The 18116-nt window shown below is 49.1% G+C and carries 8 protein-coding genes; 1 reads left to right on the top strand and 7 read right to left on the bottom strand.

The genetic code is table 11. From position 1 onward, the window contains the following. Positions 1–5 precede the first annotated feature (5 nt). Both BM200_RS01030 and BM200_RS01025 read right to left on the bottom strand, forming a co-directional pair. Positions 6–2276: an AraC family transcriptional regulator gene (locus BM200_RS01030; protein WP_091180326.1), complete on the bottom strand. Its 2271-nt coding sequence runs from the start codon at positions 2274–2276 to the stop codon at positions 6–8. Between the two features lie 179 nt (positions 2277–2455). Next, entirely contained in the window at positions 2456–3955 is a 1500-nt protein-coding gene (locus BM200_RS01025; RefSeq protein WP_091180324.1) for a DHA2 family efflux MFS transporter permease subunit, read from the bottom strand. Between the two features lie 222 nt (positions 3956–4177). Between BM200_RS01025 and BM200_RS01020 the strand changes: the two genes are divergently transcribed. Continuing rightward, entirely contained in the window at positions 4178–4774 is a 597-nt protein-coding gene (locus tag BM200_RS01020) for a TetR/AcrR family transcriptional regulator (protein ID WP_091180323.1), read from the top strand. Between the two features lie 69 nt (positions 4775–4843). Here BM200_RS01020 and BM200_RS01015 read toward each other — a convergent pair whose 3' ends face one another. The 5 genes from BM200_RS01015 to BM200_RS30700 form a co-directional block, all read right to left on the bottom strand. After that, positions 4844–5875, bottom strand: a complete 1032-nt coding sequence (locus tag BM200_RS01015; RefSeq protein ID WP_091180321.1) for a LacI family DNA-binding transcriptional regulator — start codon at positions 5873–5875, stop codon at positions 4844–4846. Between the two features lie 142 nt (positions 5876–6017). Next, positions 6018–7859 carry a glycoside hydrolase gene (locus BM200_RS01010; protein WP_091180320.1) on the bottom strand — a complete coding sequence of 614 codons (1842 nt, stop codon included), beginning with the start codon at positions 7857–7859 and terminating at the stop codon, positions 6018–6020. Positions 7860–8046: 187 nt separating this feature from the next. Then, positions 8047–10806, bottom strand: a complete 2760-nt coding sequence (locus BM200_RS01005) for a beta-galactosidase (protein WP_091180317.1) — start codon at positions 10804–10806, stop codon at positions 8047–8049. 29 nt (positions 10807–10835) lie between these two features. Beyond that, the gene (locus BM200_RS01000) at positions 10836–12230 is read right to left on the bottom strand and encodes a glycoside hydrolase family 30 protein (RefSeq protein ID WP_091180314.1); all 1395 of its coding nucleotides are present in this window, start codon (positions 12228–12230) and stop codon (positions 10836–10838) included. Positions 12231–12480: 250 nt separating this feature from the next. Further along, the gene (locus BM200_RS30700; protein ID WP_091180312.1) at positions 12481–18054 is read right to left on the bottom strand and encodes a putative Ig domain-containing protein; all 5574 of its coding nucleotides are present in this window, start codon (positions 18052–18054) and stop codon (positions 12481–12483) included. Between the last annotated feature and the right edge of the window lie 62 nt (positions 18055–18116).

Genomic DNA, 18116 nt, shown 5'->3' with positions numbered 1-18116 from the left:
GCATGTCAGGAGATGAGCTTATGGGTCTCTCTGTATTGCCCCGGCGTCGTGCCGACGATTTTTTTAAAGCAGCGGATAAAGCTTGATGTATTGGAAAAGCCCGTCTGCTGGGAGATGCCGTCCAAGGTCTGATCCGTCGTCCTAAGCAGATGAATAGAGGTTTGAATGCGGAACAGGTCTATGTATTCCTTGAAATTCTGGCCCATCGTTTTCTTGAAGTGATGGCTGAAGTTGGACGGCGACATGGCGAAATGATCCGCGATCAGCTGAAGGGAAAAATCAGCATTAAGTCCCCTCTGCTCGATGAAGCGAGTGATTTCATCCTGAGAAGCATTTCTTGCCGGCGGAAGCGTGCTCTCGATAATGCGGCACAACCGCCCGCAGCTGTCCCGTATCATATCCGCCATCTGTTCAACCGTATGCCGGAACTGATAAGCGGTATCTGTAAGCCGGAGAAAATCGTCATCCTCCGGACTAAATCGCTGCAGACCATTAAGCAAGGCGCTTACCGTGTTGATGTAGACGCTTCTGACCGTATGCGGCGGCATGCCTTCGCCTCTCATTTGCATAATAATACGCTCCGCAATCGATTGGACGGAAACCGTATCGTTTTTCAGAATAGCCAGCTCCAGGGATTGCAGCAGATCCGCGTAATAAGAGATGGAAGCGGCCTTTGGCGCTTCAAGCTCGTCGAAGACAATAATGGAATTGTCTCCGCGAAGCCGCAGATGCTCGGTTGCCCGCATTGCCTGCAAATAAGCGACATGAACAGCCTCTGCCCGATCCGGCTTGCTCGCGACTCCAATGCCGATAAAGACTCTTGTCCCTGTCTTATCCTCCAGCTCCCGACCAATGTCCGTCAAGTAATGCTTAAGGTTAAAACCTGCCTGATGGGAGCATACGTATATCATTTCGTGGCTGTATATGCTTTTCAGGAAATACCCGGTTACTTCAATCGGCTGCGAGGCCTCTACCAATCTTAAGTACTCGGCTGCCCTGCAATCCGTGCCTTCAACGGTCTTTGTTGATTCGATCGACAAGACCGCAACAGCGGCCGCTTCATGCGGAAATTCGATGCCGTAGGCTGCCGCCTGCTGCATAAATGCCCCATCATTGCCCGCTTTTCCGCTGACCAGCTCCAGCAGCATATTATCCCGCAGCACCGGCATCGTCTGCTTTACTCTCGCATCGAGGGAGCTGTTCACGGAAACAAGCTCGCCAAGCGCAAATCGGATCATCTCAAATTCATTCATCGGCTTCCGCCCGGCCGGCTCGAACAGATTGGCGGCAAAATCAACGATTCGTTTGATCGGCTGATAGTTCCGGCGGATAGCAATATAAATAATCAGAAACTCCAACAGCAGCATGATGCCGATCATGACGATTGTATTGCGCTGAATGGTCTGAATCCCCTGCAGCATTTCCGTTACGGGCAGGACGCTGACATACTGCCACCCGTTCTTGTCGGACACGGTATGCGAAATAATATAAGAGCTTCCGTCCTTCTCAAAAAAGCCCGCTCCTTTGCCGTTCTTCGCAAGACCGCCCAGAAAGCTTCGGACTTCATCGGTAGGAATGTAGGAGCCTTTGCTCGACGTAAGCAGCGGACGTCCTTCCCCATCCAATATAAAGAAATCGCCGCTGTACATCTCGGACATGGCATTGAGCATCCGGATAATCGTATCTTCACGCACCATGATCAGTACGGCTCCAGGGGTCTCATAGCCTCCAATCGGAAGCGGCAGCGCAAAGGTAAGCATGCGGACATGATTGCTGCCCGGAATAATGACATCCTCCACCGGCCTGACAAGTGTTCCTTTCAGGTTATTGAGCTCATTAAACATATTAGGCCAGTTTTTATAGTAGTACCCGATGCCCGGCTTTCCGAAGTCCCCCGCATTGTAAGCGCTTCCCGTTTTGGCGAACAAATAACCCATACTTTCAATATAAAGCAGGGTGTTGTCAATAAATCCGTCTGTCGCATTATATTTCCGCATTTCATTCGCAATTTGCACCCGCTGATAATCAATGTCTTCGGCGTTATACAATTTGATTTCCCGGTTCTTAAGCAGTTCAAACGGCAAATTATAAACATACCTCGTAAACGTATCCATCGATGTCCTGACTTGCTCGGTTAGATGCGTATTCCAGTCCATCTCCTTCTGCTTGACGACCGCTGTTGAATGCGGATAGTAGTAGGCTAATATGATCAGCAGCGGAAACAGCAGCACCAGAAAGTAAGAGACGAGATGCTGAATCAGCAGATTCGTTTTCATGGGAATGCCACCTTTCAACCACATAGAAATTGCCATACGGAAAGGATGGGAAAAGTCACAATAATTGCTTTATTATACCACTTGGGACAAAGGCAGACTACGGCCAAAAGCAGCAAATGTCGTGATTTTGCACAATAAAAAAGAGCCGCCGTAAGGCAGCTCTCTTCCAAGTCATTTATTTAGCCTTCGACAGCTACTTTCTTTGTTGCAGTACCTGTCTGTTTCTCCTCCGTTGCCTGGGGAACACGTTTAAGGAAGAAAGTCAGAATCAGACCAATAACGCCGATACCTACGATAACCAGATAAGCATCATTCATCCCGCTGATCGTAGCGTTCGTAATCATCTGCTGCTGGGTAACGCCTTCTGCTCCGGATGCCATGGCATCCTCCAAGTGGGACTTGGTTTGAGTCGTCAGAATGGTAACCAGGAGCGATGTACCAACAGCACCGGCCACCTGTCTGATCGTATTGGAAATCGCCGTACCATGCGCATTCAAGCGGTTAGGCAATTGGTTGAGGCCTGCGGTTTGAACAGGCATCATCAGCAGGGCCATACCAATCCGGCGCCCTGTCGACATCAATACCAGATACGTGTAACTTGTTGTATCTGTCAGGTTAATAAAGCCCAGTGTCGTTACGATTACGATAATCATACCGGCAATGGAGAGCCATTTGGCACCGAATTTATCAAACAATTTACCCGTTACGGGCATCAGGAAGCCCATGATAAGCGCGCCGGGGAGCAACAGCAGACCGGATTCCATAGCCGTATAGCCACGCGTATTTTGCAGATACAGCGGAAGCAGCATCATATCGGCATACATAATCATTGTAATGGCAATGTTGATAAACGTTGTTAAGGAATACATATTGAATTTGAAGACACGAAGTTCGAGAAGCGGATTGCTCGAAACCAGCTGCCGCCAAACGAACAGCACCAGGGCGATCAAGCCACCGATAATCGACAACAGTACCTCTGCGCTTTCCCATCCCGCGCTGCCTGCCCGGCTGAAGCCGTACAGCATAGCACCAAAACCAACGGTGGATAAGATAACGCTAATAACATCAATCTTCGGATAAGAACGTTCCGATACATTGGTAAGAAAGAGATAACCGCAAATGATAACAATAATGGCAAATGGAATCATGCCATAGAACATCATTTCCCATTTATAATTCTCCATGATCCAACCGGCAAGAGTGGGACCGATTGCCGGGGCGAAAATGATGGCGAAACCAACCATACCCATTGCGCCGCCCCTTTTCTCGGGAGGGAACAGGGTTAAGATGACTGTCATCAGGAGAGGCATAATAATACCGGCACCTGCCGCCTGAATTAACCGTCCGATAAGCAGGACGTTAAAATCCGTCGCAATTGCGGATACGATTGTACCAGCAAGGAAAAGAACCATCGACGTCTGGAACAATTCGCGCGTTGTAAATCGCTGCATTAAAAAAGCCGTAATCGGAATTAAGATACCGTTAACCAGCATGTAACCGGTAGTCAGCCATTGGACAGTAGCAGCCGTGATATTAAAATCCGTCATTAACTCAGGGCCGGCTACACTCATGATTGTTTGGTTCAATGTCGCAATAAAGGCGCCTAAAATCATAACAAATAAGATTGGCCCCTTTTTGACAGAACCGTTTGCTTCAAATCCTTTACTCAACCGCTCCATCCTTCTTTCTTGTCTCTCTAGACTAAATTTACAACGTGTCGTATAGTGAACATTGTATAAATTAAATTATAGCTCGATACGCCCTCTTTACAAGCTACGATTCCAAGCGAAAGTGTAAATTAGTAGACATAATTTCAATTTATGTAGTTTTTGTTAAGAAAAAAATACAATCGATTCGAAATTGTAGTTTACTACTAAAGGAAAGGAATGTGAATGTGAAAAATGGATAAACCGACAACCCGGATAGATCCCCGGATATTGCGGACACGGCAGCTCCTTAGAGATGCGTTCATTGACCTGCTGGAGGAAATGGACATTGAGAAAATTTCGGTTAATAAGCTTGCAGAGCGCGCTACCATTAACCGGGTCACCTTTTACCTTCATTATAAGGACATTCCGGATATGCTGGAGAAGATGGCAGATGATATGATTGAGGATATCCACCAAGTACTGGACCGATCGACGGTCAAATCCGATTCGCCTGAGGTTATCAATACGACTATGATGGTTAAACTACTTGAACATATTGCCGATCATTCGAAATTTTACAAAGTCATTCTGGCCTCTCATCGTACAACCATCTTTACAGAACGATTATTACGGCTGCTGACCGAACTCATCTCGGATGGAATCGACAAGCGGGGAAGCGATTCCTTTGTTGTTAAAGCCAACATTCAGAAGGATATCGCCGTCTGGTACAGCTCTGCCTCCCTGATCGGTACGATTGTATCCTGGCTTCGGGCGGACATGCCTTACACCCCTGTATTTCTGGCCAAGCAATTTTTCCTGCTGCGCACGCTTCCGGAGCATCAGGAGTGAGAAGAATACGTAAATCGCCCTCACCCTGGGAATACTAATGTCGGGTGAAGGCGATTATCGATTCCTGGCTTATTCTATAATCATTGCTTTTGTACTCTGTCTCACGACTAGCTCCGGTTCCAGGGAGTACACTTTCTTGACCTTTTGCTTATTCATGAGATCCCGAAGCACCCGAACCGCCGTGCGTCCCAGATTATTCGCCTGCTGCGATACGGTCGTCAGCTCGGGAATGACATGATGGGCAAGCGGAATATCGTCAAATCCAACAATCGAGATATCTTCCGGTACACGAAGTCCCGCCTCGACGGCAGCCTTAATCGCACCAATTGCCGTAAAATCATTTACGCAGCATACAGCCGTTGGCCGGTCTTTCAGCCGCAATAAAGCTTCCATCTGCGTCCGCCCCGAATCGACGGAGAAGCTGCCTGGTAGTATCCATTCCTCCCGAAGGGTTAATCCGGCATCCTTCAAGGTCTTCTTATAGGCGCGAATCTTCACAGCGGTCGTGGACATATAGCTCTCGCCGCCGATAAAGCCAATCTTCGTATGCCCGATATCGATCAGATGCCGGACGGCCAGGACCGTACCCGCATATTCATCTGTCATTACCCGCGTTATGCCGGAATCCTTCAGATTACCGTTCACGAGGACGAGAGGAATCTTCTGCGAATGCTCTACGACTTCTTGAATCAACGCAGGGCTGCAGTCCTTCAGGTTAATCCGTCCTCCCATAAACAGGATGCCGTCCACCCGCTTCTCCTGCATCATCGTCAGAAATTCGGATTCCTTATCATGAAAACCGATCGTATTACAAAGGAAGAACGTATGGCCGGATTCCCTGCCCTCCTGCTCTGCCCCGGAGAATACTTCGGGAAAGAAAGGGTTTGTAATATCCGGTAAAATGACGCCAATAATCCCCGTCTCTTTCTTCAGCAGACTCCTCGCGTTCGCATTTGGCTGAAACTGATATTTTTGCATTATCGCTTCGATCTTTTCCCGGGTTGAAGCGCGTACAGGAGCAGTATCATTAAGCACTCGTGAAACCGTTGCAACGGACACCTTGGCTTCTTTCGCTATATCGTATACGGTTACTTGCTTCATCGTCTGGTTTCCCCTCTAGTACAACTAATATATCTGAAATTATACCAAAGTTAATTTACTAATGAAACGATTTCAAAAGCGATTGTGGTTCGTAATTCCTGTACATTTTTGCAGCGGCTAGTCCTTTTTCTCCACCCTGGAACTAGTTGACTTTAACGAGTGTCCACTGCTGATTGGTTCCGTTATTATCAGCCCATTGGATGACGGATGCACCGCTTGCCGTCGAGGCCTGGTTCACGTCTGCCGTCAGTCCGCTGTTCCGGTTTACAAGAGTCAGAGAGCCACCCGCATCAACCGGCAGCCACTGCTGGTTATAGCCCCCGTTATCCTGATACTGGATTAGAGAGGTTCCGCCTGCCGTAGAGCTTTGATTCACATCAAGCAGCAGGTCGCTGTTTACGTTCTGGATTTTGTAATAACCGTTTCCTGCGGGTACCAGCTTCCAGCGCTGATTGTTGCCGCCATTGTCGGTATATTGAATAATCGAAGCACTATTCGCCGTGGAAGCCCCATTCACATCCATCACCAGTCCGCTGTTCTTGTTTACCAGCTTGTAAATGGCGGTAGAAGGATAGCCCGTCGTTCCGGTATAGGTGACATTCGAGATCACATATGTGGTCACCGAGCTTGCTTTGGCATTAGCCGTAAACGTCTTGTTCGCTACGGTCACGTTGGACAGCTGGGCAAGATCCTCGGTGGAGGAAGTACGGTAAGCCGCCGCAGAGCTTCCCGTTGTCGTAAACTTGCTCAGATCGTAAGTGACGGAAGTATCCGTTGCGGCACTGTTTGTTGTGACCAGCACCAGCTTGCTTGAGGCTGCGTCATAAGCCGCCAATGTATTCGCATCGCTCATTCCGATAATTTTATAGCCCGGGCGGATAAATTTGCTGTAGTTCCCCATCACATGATACTTCTTGTTTACGGTGTAGCTTGTTGTTTGCGTGCTGTTCAGCACATTTTTGAAAAAGCCCCAGCCATCCGCGCTGTCAACGGCCTGCCAATAGATCCAAGCCGTTACGCCCATGTTCCGGATGTCCTTCAAGATGGTACGGGACATCGTCAGGCCGCTTGCATCCCCGTCGCCGTATTCCGAAACCCACGGCGTCTTCCCGTTCGACGCTGCGATATTACGGAAAGCCGCTCTGTTCGTACCGCCGTAAGTATGGGTATTGATTTGCGTAATCGCTGATTTGACCGCATTCGTATAACTATTGTAGGAAACCGATGAATCATCCACGCTGTATTCTTCCGGCGCGCTCAGCTTTGTTCCAGTAAGCCCCTTCGCAATAAGCGAAGCGTTAACCTGGCTTAGAATCGTATTCTGATTCGCCCGGTCAAAATGCATGCCCTCCTGGTTATTGCCAAGCGACCACCAGGTCGATACGGGCTCATTCAGCGGTGTTAAGGTTTTGAACGTAATCCCCCAGCTGTCGCGGAAATGCTTGACGACCTCCGTCAAATAATCGGCGAAATCATCATAATAATCGGTCTTTAAATTGTTTGTCCCGCCGGATGCGCCGGTCACACTGCCGCTGTTAGTCATCCAGTAAGGAGCGGAATTGGAGAAGGCTTCGAATACATTGGCACCTCTTGTCTTTGCAGCTTGGAGCATATACCTCTGGTTGGCATCGGCTGTCCAATCATAGACACCTTGCGTCTGCTGGAAGCCAGGTACGGCTTTCCGGTATTCCAGGTAATTGAGACTTGGATTTTCTCCGCCTCCGATATTGTACCGAAGAACGTTAAGCCCGATTCCGCTAGTTGTGCTGAACATTTTGTCCGCATACTCATCCCGGTTCGAATAGCCGCCGACTACCTTGCCCCACCAGGCCAGCGATGTTCCCCAGCCCTCAATCGTTTGATACTGCATGGATGGATCGGCTGCAGCGGTGTATGAGCCTGCCGCTGACGCCGTCAACCCAAAGCTTCCCGCAAGCATGCCGCCTGCTACAGCCCCGGCCAAAATTCGTTTGATCCTTTTCATTGATTTCCTCTCCTTATTTGAGATTCCTCAGTCTTATGACGATTCTCGCTGAGACGGACGTTTTGGCATCACTCCTTTCTGTGTAAACGGTTACAATATACCCAAGAAAAAAAACCGCTGCCTAACATGATTCATTCATAATGATGAATATCATCCAAGCAGCGGTTTCTCATATGCAAGTTATGTTTTATTGAATGGGAATCCAGCGCTTGCTGGATTGTTGATCATACAGAAGACGCACCTTCGACGGGCTTGCTCCATTCTCATCAAATAACACAAGCTCATTACGTTCCTTCAGCCAAGCCATCGGAATCTTGTAGTCCTCTTGCGGGCCAACCTGCCAATAACGGCCAAGGTTAATACCGTTCAGCCACAAGGTTCCTTTGCTCATGCCGGTTAAACGAAGCTTAAGCTTGGCGTTTACATCCTCCGGAAGCGTTGGCTTATCGAATGGCACGGTATGCCATACCGGCACACCTGTACCGCCTGTGTACGGTTGACGACTAAGCTTATCAACATCGGCAATCCGCCATCCGTTTAACTCCTTATTCGAAGAAGACACAAGCAGCTCCAGCCGTTGCAGCGGCGACTTCACATAACCCATCTGGATGACATTCGTACCTTTCTGAATATAATCCGAAATATCGAGCGTATGGTGCAGGAACCAGTCTTGATAGCCCTCTAACTTTATTTCCTTGCCGTTAATGCTTAGCTGGCCGCTTATAGCTCCAACCAGAACCGCACGGTCAAAACCGTCTTCTACTACAAAGGTTCTGCGGATGATGCTTCCGCCGGGCAGCTCATTCACCTCATTCAGATGAACCGCGGATTCCTCATGCTTCCAATCACCAAGCAGATCAATGGAATGTCCGCCCGCATAGACAGCACCTGCAATCCCTTTTATTTCACCCAAATATGGCGAGAAATTGAGTCTGCCCATATTTTGCACCAGTATCTGCAGACGGTTGCTGCTGTTTGGCGTCACTTGTACCTCTACGGCTGCTGCGCCTACCTTTTGCACAAGAGCTTGCTGCTGGCCGTTCACGTACACTCTGGCCGTATCTTCGAGACGGGAAATAATGAGGTTCGTTACGGTTTCATTCCCCGCCTCAAAGTCGCATTCATAGAGCAAATGGCCAAAAGGCTGACCAAGCTCGGAGAAGGCTTTAGGCTGGGAAGCTTCCTGACCTTGAGAAGCCGATAGCTCGCATGTTTCTGTGCTCCATTGCCCAAGGACTGGTGCCTGCAAGTATACATACGGAGCTTGTGGAACGTCGGGAAGTGTCCCCCATTCGCCCAGATGAACCGGCTGTGCGTCACTATCTGCCAGAGCTGCCCGGAACGTGCCGTCCGTCACCAGATCAAAATCGGTATAACCAATCGCCCATCTTGCTCCGTCCTTGCCGGCAATCCGCCAAGCCCGGTCAGCGCTGTCTTTATTGATCGCCACGATCCGGTATGGCTTACCGCCAATGGTTAAATGAACGAACTGTGCCTCCTGGAAATGACAAAGATCAAATATGACCTTTTTGCCCCCATTCTGCAGCTGCTGTCTTCTTACTCCATCATTCTCCGCCTGAATCGGTTGTTCGGATTCCAATTCAATGTACGAGCGTTGACCATTCTCCGCATAAACAATAAGCGTATGCTGGCCGTCGAGCTGTTCGTTTGCAATCAGGTAAGTGTTACAAGTCAAATGAACGCCCGGTTCAAGCTGCAGCCTGTCGATAACCGGAACGATGGCATTAGGCCCAACCGTTACCGGAATGGTCCGGCCGTCAGGCAAGGTTAAGCTTGTTGTCTCCCTCTCATCCTTTGAGCTCTCGACGAACCAAATCCGTTCATTCCCGTGCTCACGGACCCGTGCGGCGAAGCCTTGCGGGAGAGCGGCAAGAGCAGCAGCGCCATCTACCGCATTTAGCAGTACGCTTCCGGTTGCCGTGACAAAATAGGACATCCGTTTCGCCGTATTATATTTATCCGTCACGCGCCCGTATTCATTAAGAGGCGCATCATAGTCATAGGAGGTCACCATAAAGATATCGCTGGCTCCGACTGTACGGCCCCCGTAACCGCCAAAGTTTGTACCGCCAAAGAACATATAATGGCTGATTCCTGTGAAGCCTGCACGCAGCGATTCCAGCATTCTTTTCTCATACAAGGATGCTGTCTTTTGTGTAGCCGACGGTGCGCCCCAGTGCTCAAACCACCCGGTCCAAAACTCGGTAACAATCTTCGGCATATCCGGCTGCTTCTGTACCAGATTCCGATAATGATGATCCGCGCCCGACCAGAAGTTCGCGCCTTCAACCGTGTCCTCTACACCACCAACACAAGTGATCAGCGGCACCGTTACTCCCCGCTCCAGCATCGCGTCTCTCAAATGAAGCATATAGTCACGCGCAGCCTCATCACTGGCCAGATAACCGTATTCGTTCTCCACCTGCACAAGAATAACCGAGCCTCCAGCTCCTATCTCGCGCTCGCGAATAATCGGTATAATCCGGTCCATGTAGCGGTCTACATAAGTCAGATACCGCTCATCATAAGCCCGGAATATCATATCCTTCTTGGTATTCAGCCAATAAGGGAAGCCGCCGAAATCCCACTCCGCACAAATAAACGGACCTGGACGGGCAATGACCCATAATCCCAATTCATGGCACAGATCAAGGAAAACGCCGCAATCATTGTCGCCTTCGAAATTCCATTGCCCTTCTTCCGGCTCATGGACATTCCAGGCAAAATAAGTATCGACGCAGTTCATGCCTGCCAGCTTGGCCTTAACGAGCACTTCACGCCATTCATCCTTTGGCATACGGAAATAATGAATGGCTGCACTGTTCAGGAACACCTGCTCACCGTTAATGTTGTAGCTGAATGAGTTATATTGCACGGCCGCATTTTTATGCGGTAATCCATTCGTTTGTAGAATCGTTTCCTGCATGTGATGTGTTCCTCCCTTGTTTATCTATTTCATATGGTTATATCGGACAGGATCACCGTCGTTACGGACTGTGCTTCCAGATCTAACGTAATTTTGTTACTATTCATCGACAGCTCTGATTCAGCCAGATTGTCGCGTTCAGTGGTACGGTAGACCTTAGCTGTGGAACGATCTGCCCCAAATGCGCTTAGATCATAAACGGCCTGCCGCGGACCGCCCTGATTATGAACAACAACCGTAAGTCGATTATTCGCCGCATCATAAGCCGCAACCGAATGCGGATCATCCGTGATCAGAATACGGCTGCCTGGGCGAATGAACTTGCTGAACTGAGCCATCGCGTAGTATTGCTTTGTTATTTCATATTGGCTGTCGCCAACTCTAAAATCGGAGTGGATAAAGCCCCAGTTATTCTGAGCACTTTCGTCTTCTACGGCCTGCCAGTAGACCCAAGCAGCGGGCTGCAGCAGACGAAGATCCGAAATGACCCTCTCGGCAAGCTCCATCACGCAGCTCATATCCTCATGATTATGCGGCCCTGTGCCCCCGGTCCCGTATTCCGACATCCACAGCTTCTTCCCCTTCACCTTCGCAAGCTCACGAAGCTCAGCAAGCCCAAAACCGGTATAGGTATGCGTATTAATTTGAGCGATGCTGTTAAAGGTATCCTCATCGTAGCCGTGCAGCATTTCCAGTACTTCATCCACACTATTCTCATCGGGTGCGCTGACTGCCGTTCCGCTCAACCCTTTTAATTGAAGAGACAGCGCCGTCTTCTTAATAATTTCCATCTGTTTGTCGATTGAAAAATGGGCACCTTCTTGAATATTGCCCTTCCTCCACCAGTTCGAGACCGGCTCATTTAATGGATTAAGCGTCCGGAAAGTGATGCCGTGCACTTCTTTGTAATGCTTGACTACTTCCGTCAAATAATCTGCGAATTCTTCATAACTATCTTCCCGTAGATTATTGCCGCCATCAACAGCCCCCGTTACAGACCCGCTTATTGTCATCCAGTAAGGAGGCGAATTCGAGAAAGCTTCCGCAAGATCAACCCCGCGCTTTATTGCCGCAAGCATCACGTTCCGCTGTCCTTCGTCGGCATTCCAGTTCCATTGGCCCTTCTCCGGTTGAAACCCCGGAACATCGCCGCCCGGACGCAGCGTATTAGGCTGAATGGCCGGATTTTCCCCGCCGCCGATATTGTACCGAATGATGTTTAAGCCGAGACCCTTATCCGCGTCAAAGATAAGATCCATGACCTCATCCAGCTTTTCCTCACTGCTCCACCTGCCGACAATGTGCCCCCACCAGGCAAGCGAAGTCCCCCAGCCTTCAAAGCCGTCATAGCCCTTCTCAGGCCTGATTTGAATCGCGGTTTCTGCAATCGTCCGCTCGTTATTGGATCTGTTTGTGCCGCTCATAAGTCCTCCTGTTCCAGCCAAATCTGAAACCTATTTCATGAAACGGGTTTCATAAAGCTGAAAAATGAATACCTTTTTACGGGTATCGGTATGTATGGATCTCAATTGAAAAGGCTTACATTAATCTGGTTTTAATTATATTCCCGCCTTCTTCAAACTGTCAATACTTGTTTAATCTCCTTGAACCCTTTGCATATAAACAGCAGAGCCTATCCGTATTCGGACAGACTCTGCTGTTCTTCTTACTAGTCTATGATTTTACGGTCACAGTCATCTTTTCACTCTTCGTTTCCCCTGCGGCATTAACGAGGATAGCCTCATACTCATAATGGCCCGGTTCCCTGCCTGAAATATTCGTTATCGCGGATTGCGCATTTGGGGTGCCGTCTGCAAGAGCTTGCGTGTCTTTCAATTGACCGTTCTCATATAACCGGTATTCGGTTGCATTGGTTCCCCACCAAAGATTCATGGTGAGCTTATAGCTGCCGTCACCGTCCCAGTTATCATTCGATAATACGGGCTTACCCGGAAGAGCATCGGAGACGGTAACTGCAAGCGGGTCGCATGCCGTCGTTCCAAACGAATTGGTTAATTCGCAGGTGTACGTATATGTTCCGTTTGCTTTGCCTGTCATTTCGGTCTTAAAGATTTGCGCCTCAGGCGAGTTGTCGGTCAGCCTCTGCTTCTTGATCAATTCGCCGTTTTCGTACAGCTTGAATTCGGTCCCGTTATTCCCCCACCACAGATTCATCGTGACGGTATAGCTCCCGTCCTTGAGGCCGGTGTCGTAACCGTTGTTATCGGATAAGACTGCTTTGGCCGGTGCTCCGTTAGCAAGAACAGGTTGTTTATCCAAATCCGATTGCGCTTGGCGTAGCTCCGAAGCAGCCGAATCAATCTCCTCCTGCGTTGCGGCAGGTTTGTTTAACCGCTCTTGCGCTGCCGTCAATGCCGACTGAAATGCCCTTACACTGTCGGCTGTATACGGGTCGACATCTACTGCTTTGGCTTCTTCAATAAATAACTCGAGCAGCGTGCGGTCCGCAATCTTCTCGCGGAATTCGATATCTCCGATATTCGCATAACCGCTTGGAGTGAAATATCTCAAATAACGGTACGTTTGGCTGCTGTTCATTACCTGTGAATACCATTTCAAATCCGATATTCCGTTAATCGTAAACAAAGTGTCGTAATTAGTGCCATCGTTAGAGCCTTGAATTTGAGCCCCGTTAATCCTCGGGATATTACCGTTCCGCGGTATAAACCGGATACTGCCAATGACCTTATCATTGCCTGCTCCCAAATCCACTCGTGCCCAGCCTGATGCGGTTTTTGTATCCGGTGAAGTGGCCGTATCCCCATCAAATGCGCGCCAGCCGTTCGTCACCGCATCGGCCGTGCCGTCCCAGGAAACCGAAGAAGCAAGCGTCATTTCGGAGGTAACCGGGATCTTGGGATAAATATCCGCCAAGGAAACGAGCAGATTTCTTGCTGCCAGCAGCCGGTCAAGAATATCCATTTTATCCGCTCCGGATTGATTGGAAGCAGCTTTGATACGATCCATTTCAATCATGTACTTATAATAGCTCGCTTGCGTATACCCATCCGGCGATACGATCTTGGACTCAAGGTCATAGTCGTAATAACCGTAAATCTCTACCTCTGCTACGTTGCCGTTCCAGCTCTCACCGTTGTAAAGTCTCAGATAACGGTAAGCATGGTGGTCTACCATTTTATCCAGTCTCAGATCGGTCCAGGTATTGGATAATGCCCCCGAAATAGGGTTCGTCAGATTGGTCCAGCTTCCATTGTCATTGGAGCCTTGAACTACAAGTCCGTTCAATTTGTTGGCCAGCGTTGCTCTTGGGAAAAGCTTGATCTGAGTCAGGCTAATCGATGAATTCGTCCCGAGGTCTATCGTGTAATAAGAGCCCGGGCCAGTGATCAGATCGCCATAGGTAGCTATATTGCCGTCAAATAGCAAGTAACCTACTTGTTCCTTCGTTAAGCCGGAACCTGTTTTCACATACTGGTTGTCTGAGGCTATAACGGTTGCCAGCCCCGCGACATTGAGTTTGATCGGAGCAGACTTCCCCGGCACTATGACTTTGATTGCTCCTGTATTGGCTGATGAACCATCCGCATCGCGCGTGACGGTCAGTACTACCGAGACGATCGTGTCCATTGCAGGTTGCGTAATTGCACCGTCTGCTCCAATGATCCCTTCAGGTGCCGTAGACGCAACCGAGATGGAATAACCCATAGGAACCTTTGGCAGCGCCAAACTCGCTGCGCCTTTGGCCGGTACAGCAAGACTTGTGATTTTGGATGCTACGATCTCAGCGGATGCCGTATACCTGCCATGCAGCTCTACCTCTGACAGATTACCGCTCCAGGCAGTCGAATTATACAGCCTGAAGTAACGGTAAGCCTGATGATCCAATAGTTGATTGCTGCTAATATCTAACCATTTGTTAGCCTGGGACGAGGCAACGGCCTTTGTCAGATTCGTCCAATTTACTTGATCATTGGAGCCCTGAATAAGGAGACCATTCATTCTTGCCGGATGAGAAGCTCTTGGCATAAGGACGATTTCATTCAGCTCGACCGATGTACCTTCGCCAAAATCAACCGTATAAGTCCCCGTACTGTTGGTCAAATCCCCATACGTATTCGGATCTCCATCAAATAACAGATAACCGACCTGATCAGCCGTCAACCCGTTGCCTGGCCACTGCGGATCGGAGGCCGTAACTTTCGCCAGCTTGCTCACGTCGAGATAAGTCGTCCCGTCAACAAGGAATAACGTAGAGCTGTCCGTTGTCGAAAATGCGGTGTCGCCGTTTGTTCCGTCACTCTTCAGATAATCGACCGTAAATTTAACCGGTCCTGTTGGTGCGCCCGCATTCATCATGGCTTCAGCCGTCCAGGTCAGATGATCAGCCGTGCTGACTACGGCTTCTTGACCTTGAATGCGTACCTTCACGTTCTGGATTGCTTCGCGTGCTTTAATGTTTAATTTGACCGTATCCCCTGTCGAAATTTTACCGTTTACGCTCTGAGCCGAACTCATGGTAACCGCTTCAAGCTTATTGCCAATCTCATAACGCGTGCCGTAAATTCTGAATTCGGTAAGCTCCAGAAAATTTCGCACGACGCCATACAGAACATCCGGCAGGGGCTGTATCATTTCCAGCTTGATAAACCGGTACTTCTCATTCTGATAAGCAGCATCCACATCAAGCGTCTGGAATTCCTGTGTCATCCGTGTAACACCCGGTGTAAGCCGTGTCCAGCTTTCCCCGTTATTTGATCCGTACACCGTAGAATTCGCAAGACGATCCGTGAAAATATTGCTTTGGAAACCAAACTTGGCGGCGGATACCTTGTAATCAGGTCCAAAATCAAGAATATGGTACAGATGCGGCGCTGTTCCAAGCGCAAGTCCGTAATAACCGCCCGTATCATAGCTCAAGTCATCCATCTTGGTGACATCCGACCCCCAGCTGGACCAGAAAACAGAGTCAGAGTAATGGATACTGCCATCCGCTCTCAGAGGGGTAGTTAATTCAAGAACCTCAACTGCTTGTCTGAGCTCTGCCAGCTGCTGATTAAATTCCTCATTAGAGGCAGATTCCATTACACTCATTGTCTTGTCATGCACGGCCTTATACTCGGCAAGTGATGCAGATACATATACGTTGTTTGGATCATATGGCGCTATAGCTGCTTCTACGGCAGATTCCCTGTCTTCAGCCGTGACGACTCTAATCTTCTTCGCTGTAACCGTCACCCCATCCGATGCTGTAACAACAAAGGAGGAGATTCCCGCTTGTGACGGCTGCCAGGCAAAAGCCCCTGTGTCTTTATCAATTTCAGATCCATCAGGTTGATTTTGCAGCTCATAGGTAATAACGTCAGTACCGCTTGCATCCTCAGCGGACAGATCGAGACTTAGAGCCGTCCCTAAATAAGTGAAAACATTCATATCCGAAAGCCCTGTCTTGAATACCGGCGGAGTCAATTGTGCAGCCGCTTGTGCGTTCATATGATCAATATCAACGGTTGTACCAGCCGCTCCTCTTACCGTCAAATAAGCGAGATCCCCCATTGCTCCTTTAATAGTGATGTATATCCACTGCCCTTTCGTATCCGGCAATGTCCATAACGAGCCAAGCATATCTAATGCGGCGGTGCCATTTGTGCGGATTTTTAATCCAAAGGTTTGCGATGCAGCGTAACCGGAGCTCAGGTAAGCGATCTTCGTTCCCGCTTCTGTTGCGTTCATTCTGACAAACGAGATATCACCTTCCTGCACGGTTTCCGAATGGTTGTCTAATCGGGTATACCGATCTTCCACTTCAAGCAAGGATGCGCTAGTCTGCGGCTTCGGGAGATACGCAGCTCCTTCGGATTCCGCTTCCTTCGGGATATACAGCCAGAAGTCACCGCCTCCGTCCACGTTATCCCAATTGTTATTAAGGGATCCGCCATAATAGAAAGTTAGGGGGGTTCTCTTCGTAAAAGCTTCATAATAATAGGGTGCTTTCTCGGCTACATTAACCCCTTTCACGTATGTATAGTAGTAATACAGATCCCAGAAGTTCGCCGTATTAAACCTTCCCCTGTAACCGCTCGCAAGATGGGTGTAAGTATCTCTGATTGTGCCATCCGGTGATATCGCGTAAGCCGCCGGTGTCCAGGGGGTATCATAACCAAGCATAAACTGCCAGAAATAATTCGCGGTTGCGAGAATGCGGTCATCCAGAAACTCGAAGGGTCCTGCTGCATCGGCTTCATCAGACACGGTACCCTCTACGGGATCGACCTTCGTTCCTTGCGCCAGCAGCATGCGCGAAATAATAGCCGCGTTCGTCAAGTCTCCGCCGCCATGAGCCTGATCGCGTCCCATCTCCATATGCTGGACATGCGGCGTTACCGGTTCACCTGTCAAATCATTCGTATCTACCATCCGGAACATCCGGCTGATCGATCCGTTAAAGCCCTGATCATTCGCTGTCTTATTCACGGTGAACCATTCAACGGCCTCGTTATATCTGTCTTTATTGTCCGTAAAGATATAACCGGCCATTGCGCCCATCAGCGGATAAGTATGCTGGTTCATGAAGTAGTTATTGCTGTGCTGGAACGACTCAATGACAGGGTTAATCAAGTTGTTTGAGAAATTAGCGGTATCTTGCTCCGTCCATTCCCACTCTTGCGCCGGGCTGCTTGTATACCTCAGAATCTCTGCAGCCGTAACCATCCGGTTAAGCGGTATTCCAGTATGAATATGGGCATCGTTATAATAGACATATTGGGAAGGATCCATCTGGGACCAGATCCGGATCGCTTGCATGGCATTGGCCCGGTAGGTTACATCGCCGGTAATGAAATACATGATGGATTGCGTGTACGCGAGCAGCGCATCGCTAATAAATCGGGATTGTATTCCCTGGCTGTTAAAATTAGAGGCTGCCGGTTTGGCAGGATCTGTTGGGCTTTGATTTTTGATCGATACTGTTTTGGAAGCCTGGGCTGAGGCTATCATTCCTTTGTAATAGGAGTACCAGGGCTCCTTTTGCGCCAGCACCTGTGTCCTCAAGTTCTCAAGTGTTTGCTTTGTTAATCCGACACCGGGATGAGTGAATCCATTGCTGCTGATACTCTCCTGAATTTGAACGGTATAGCCTGAACTGATCGCCTCGCCCGAATGTTCCGCCGCCGCAGCCAGACCTTGCGGAATAAACGCGGTTACCATACTTACGGTTAAGATGACTGCCATCAAACGCATCCATACCTTACTTAAGTCTATTCCTTGCATCCATAAACTCCTCCTCAGCATATATGACACCGCTTTCAAAACTCTCAGTAAAGCTCCGACAA

Source organism: Paenibacillus catalpae, assembly GCF_900112695.1.
Classification (GTDB): Bacteria; Bacillota; Bacilli; order Paenibacillales; family Paenibacillaceae; genus Pristimantibacillus; species Pristimantibacillus catalpae.
The sequence above is the reverse complement of the archived record's forward strand: the minus strand, read 5'-3'. Positions and strand labels throughout refer to the sequence as shown.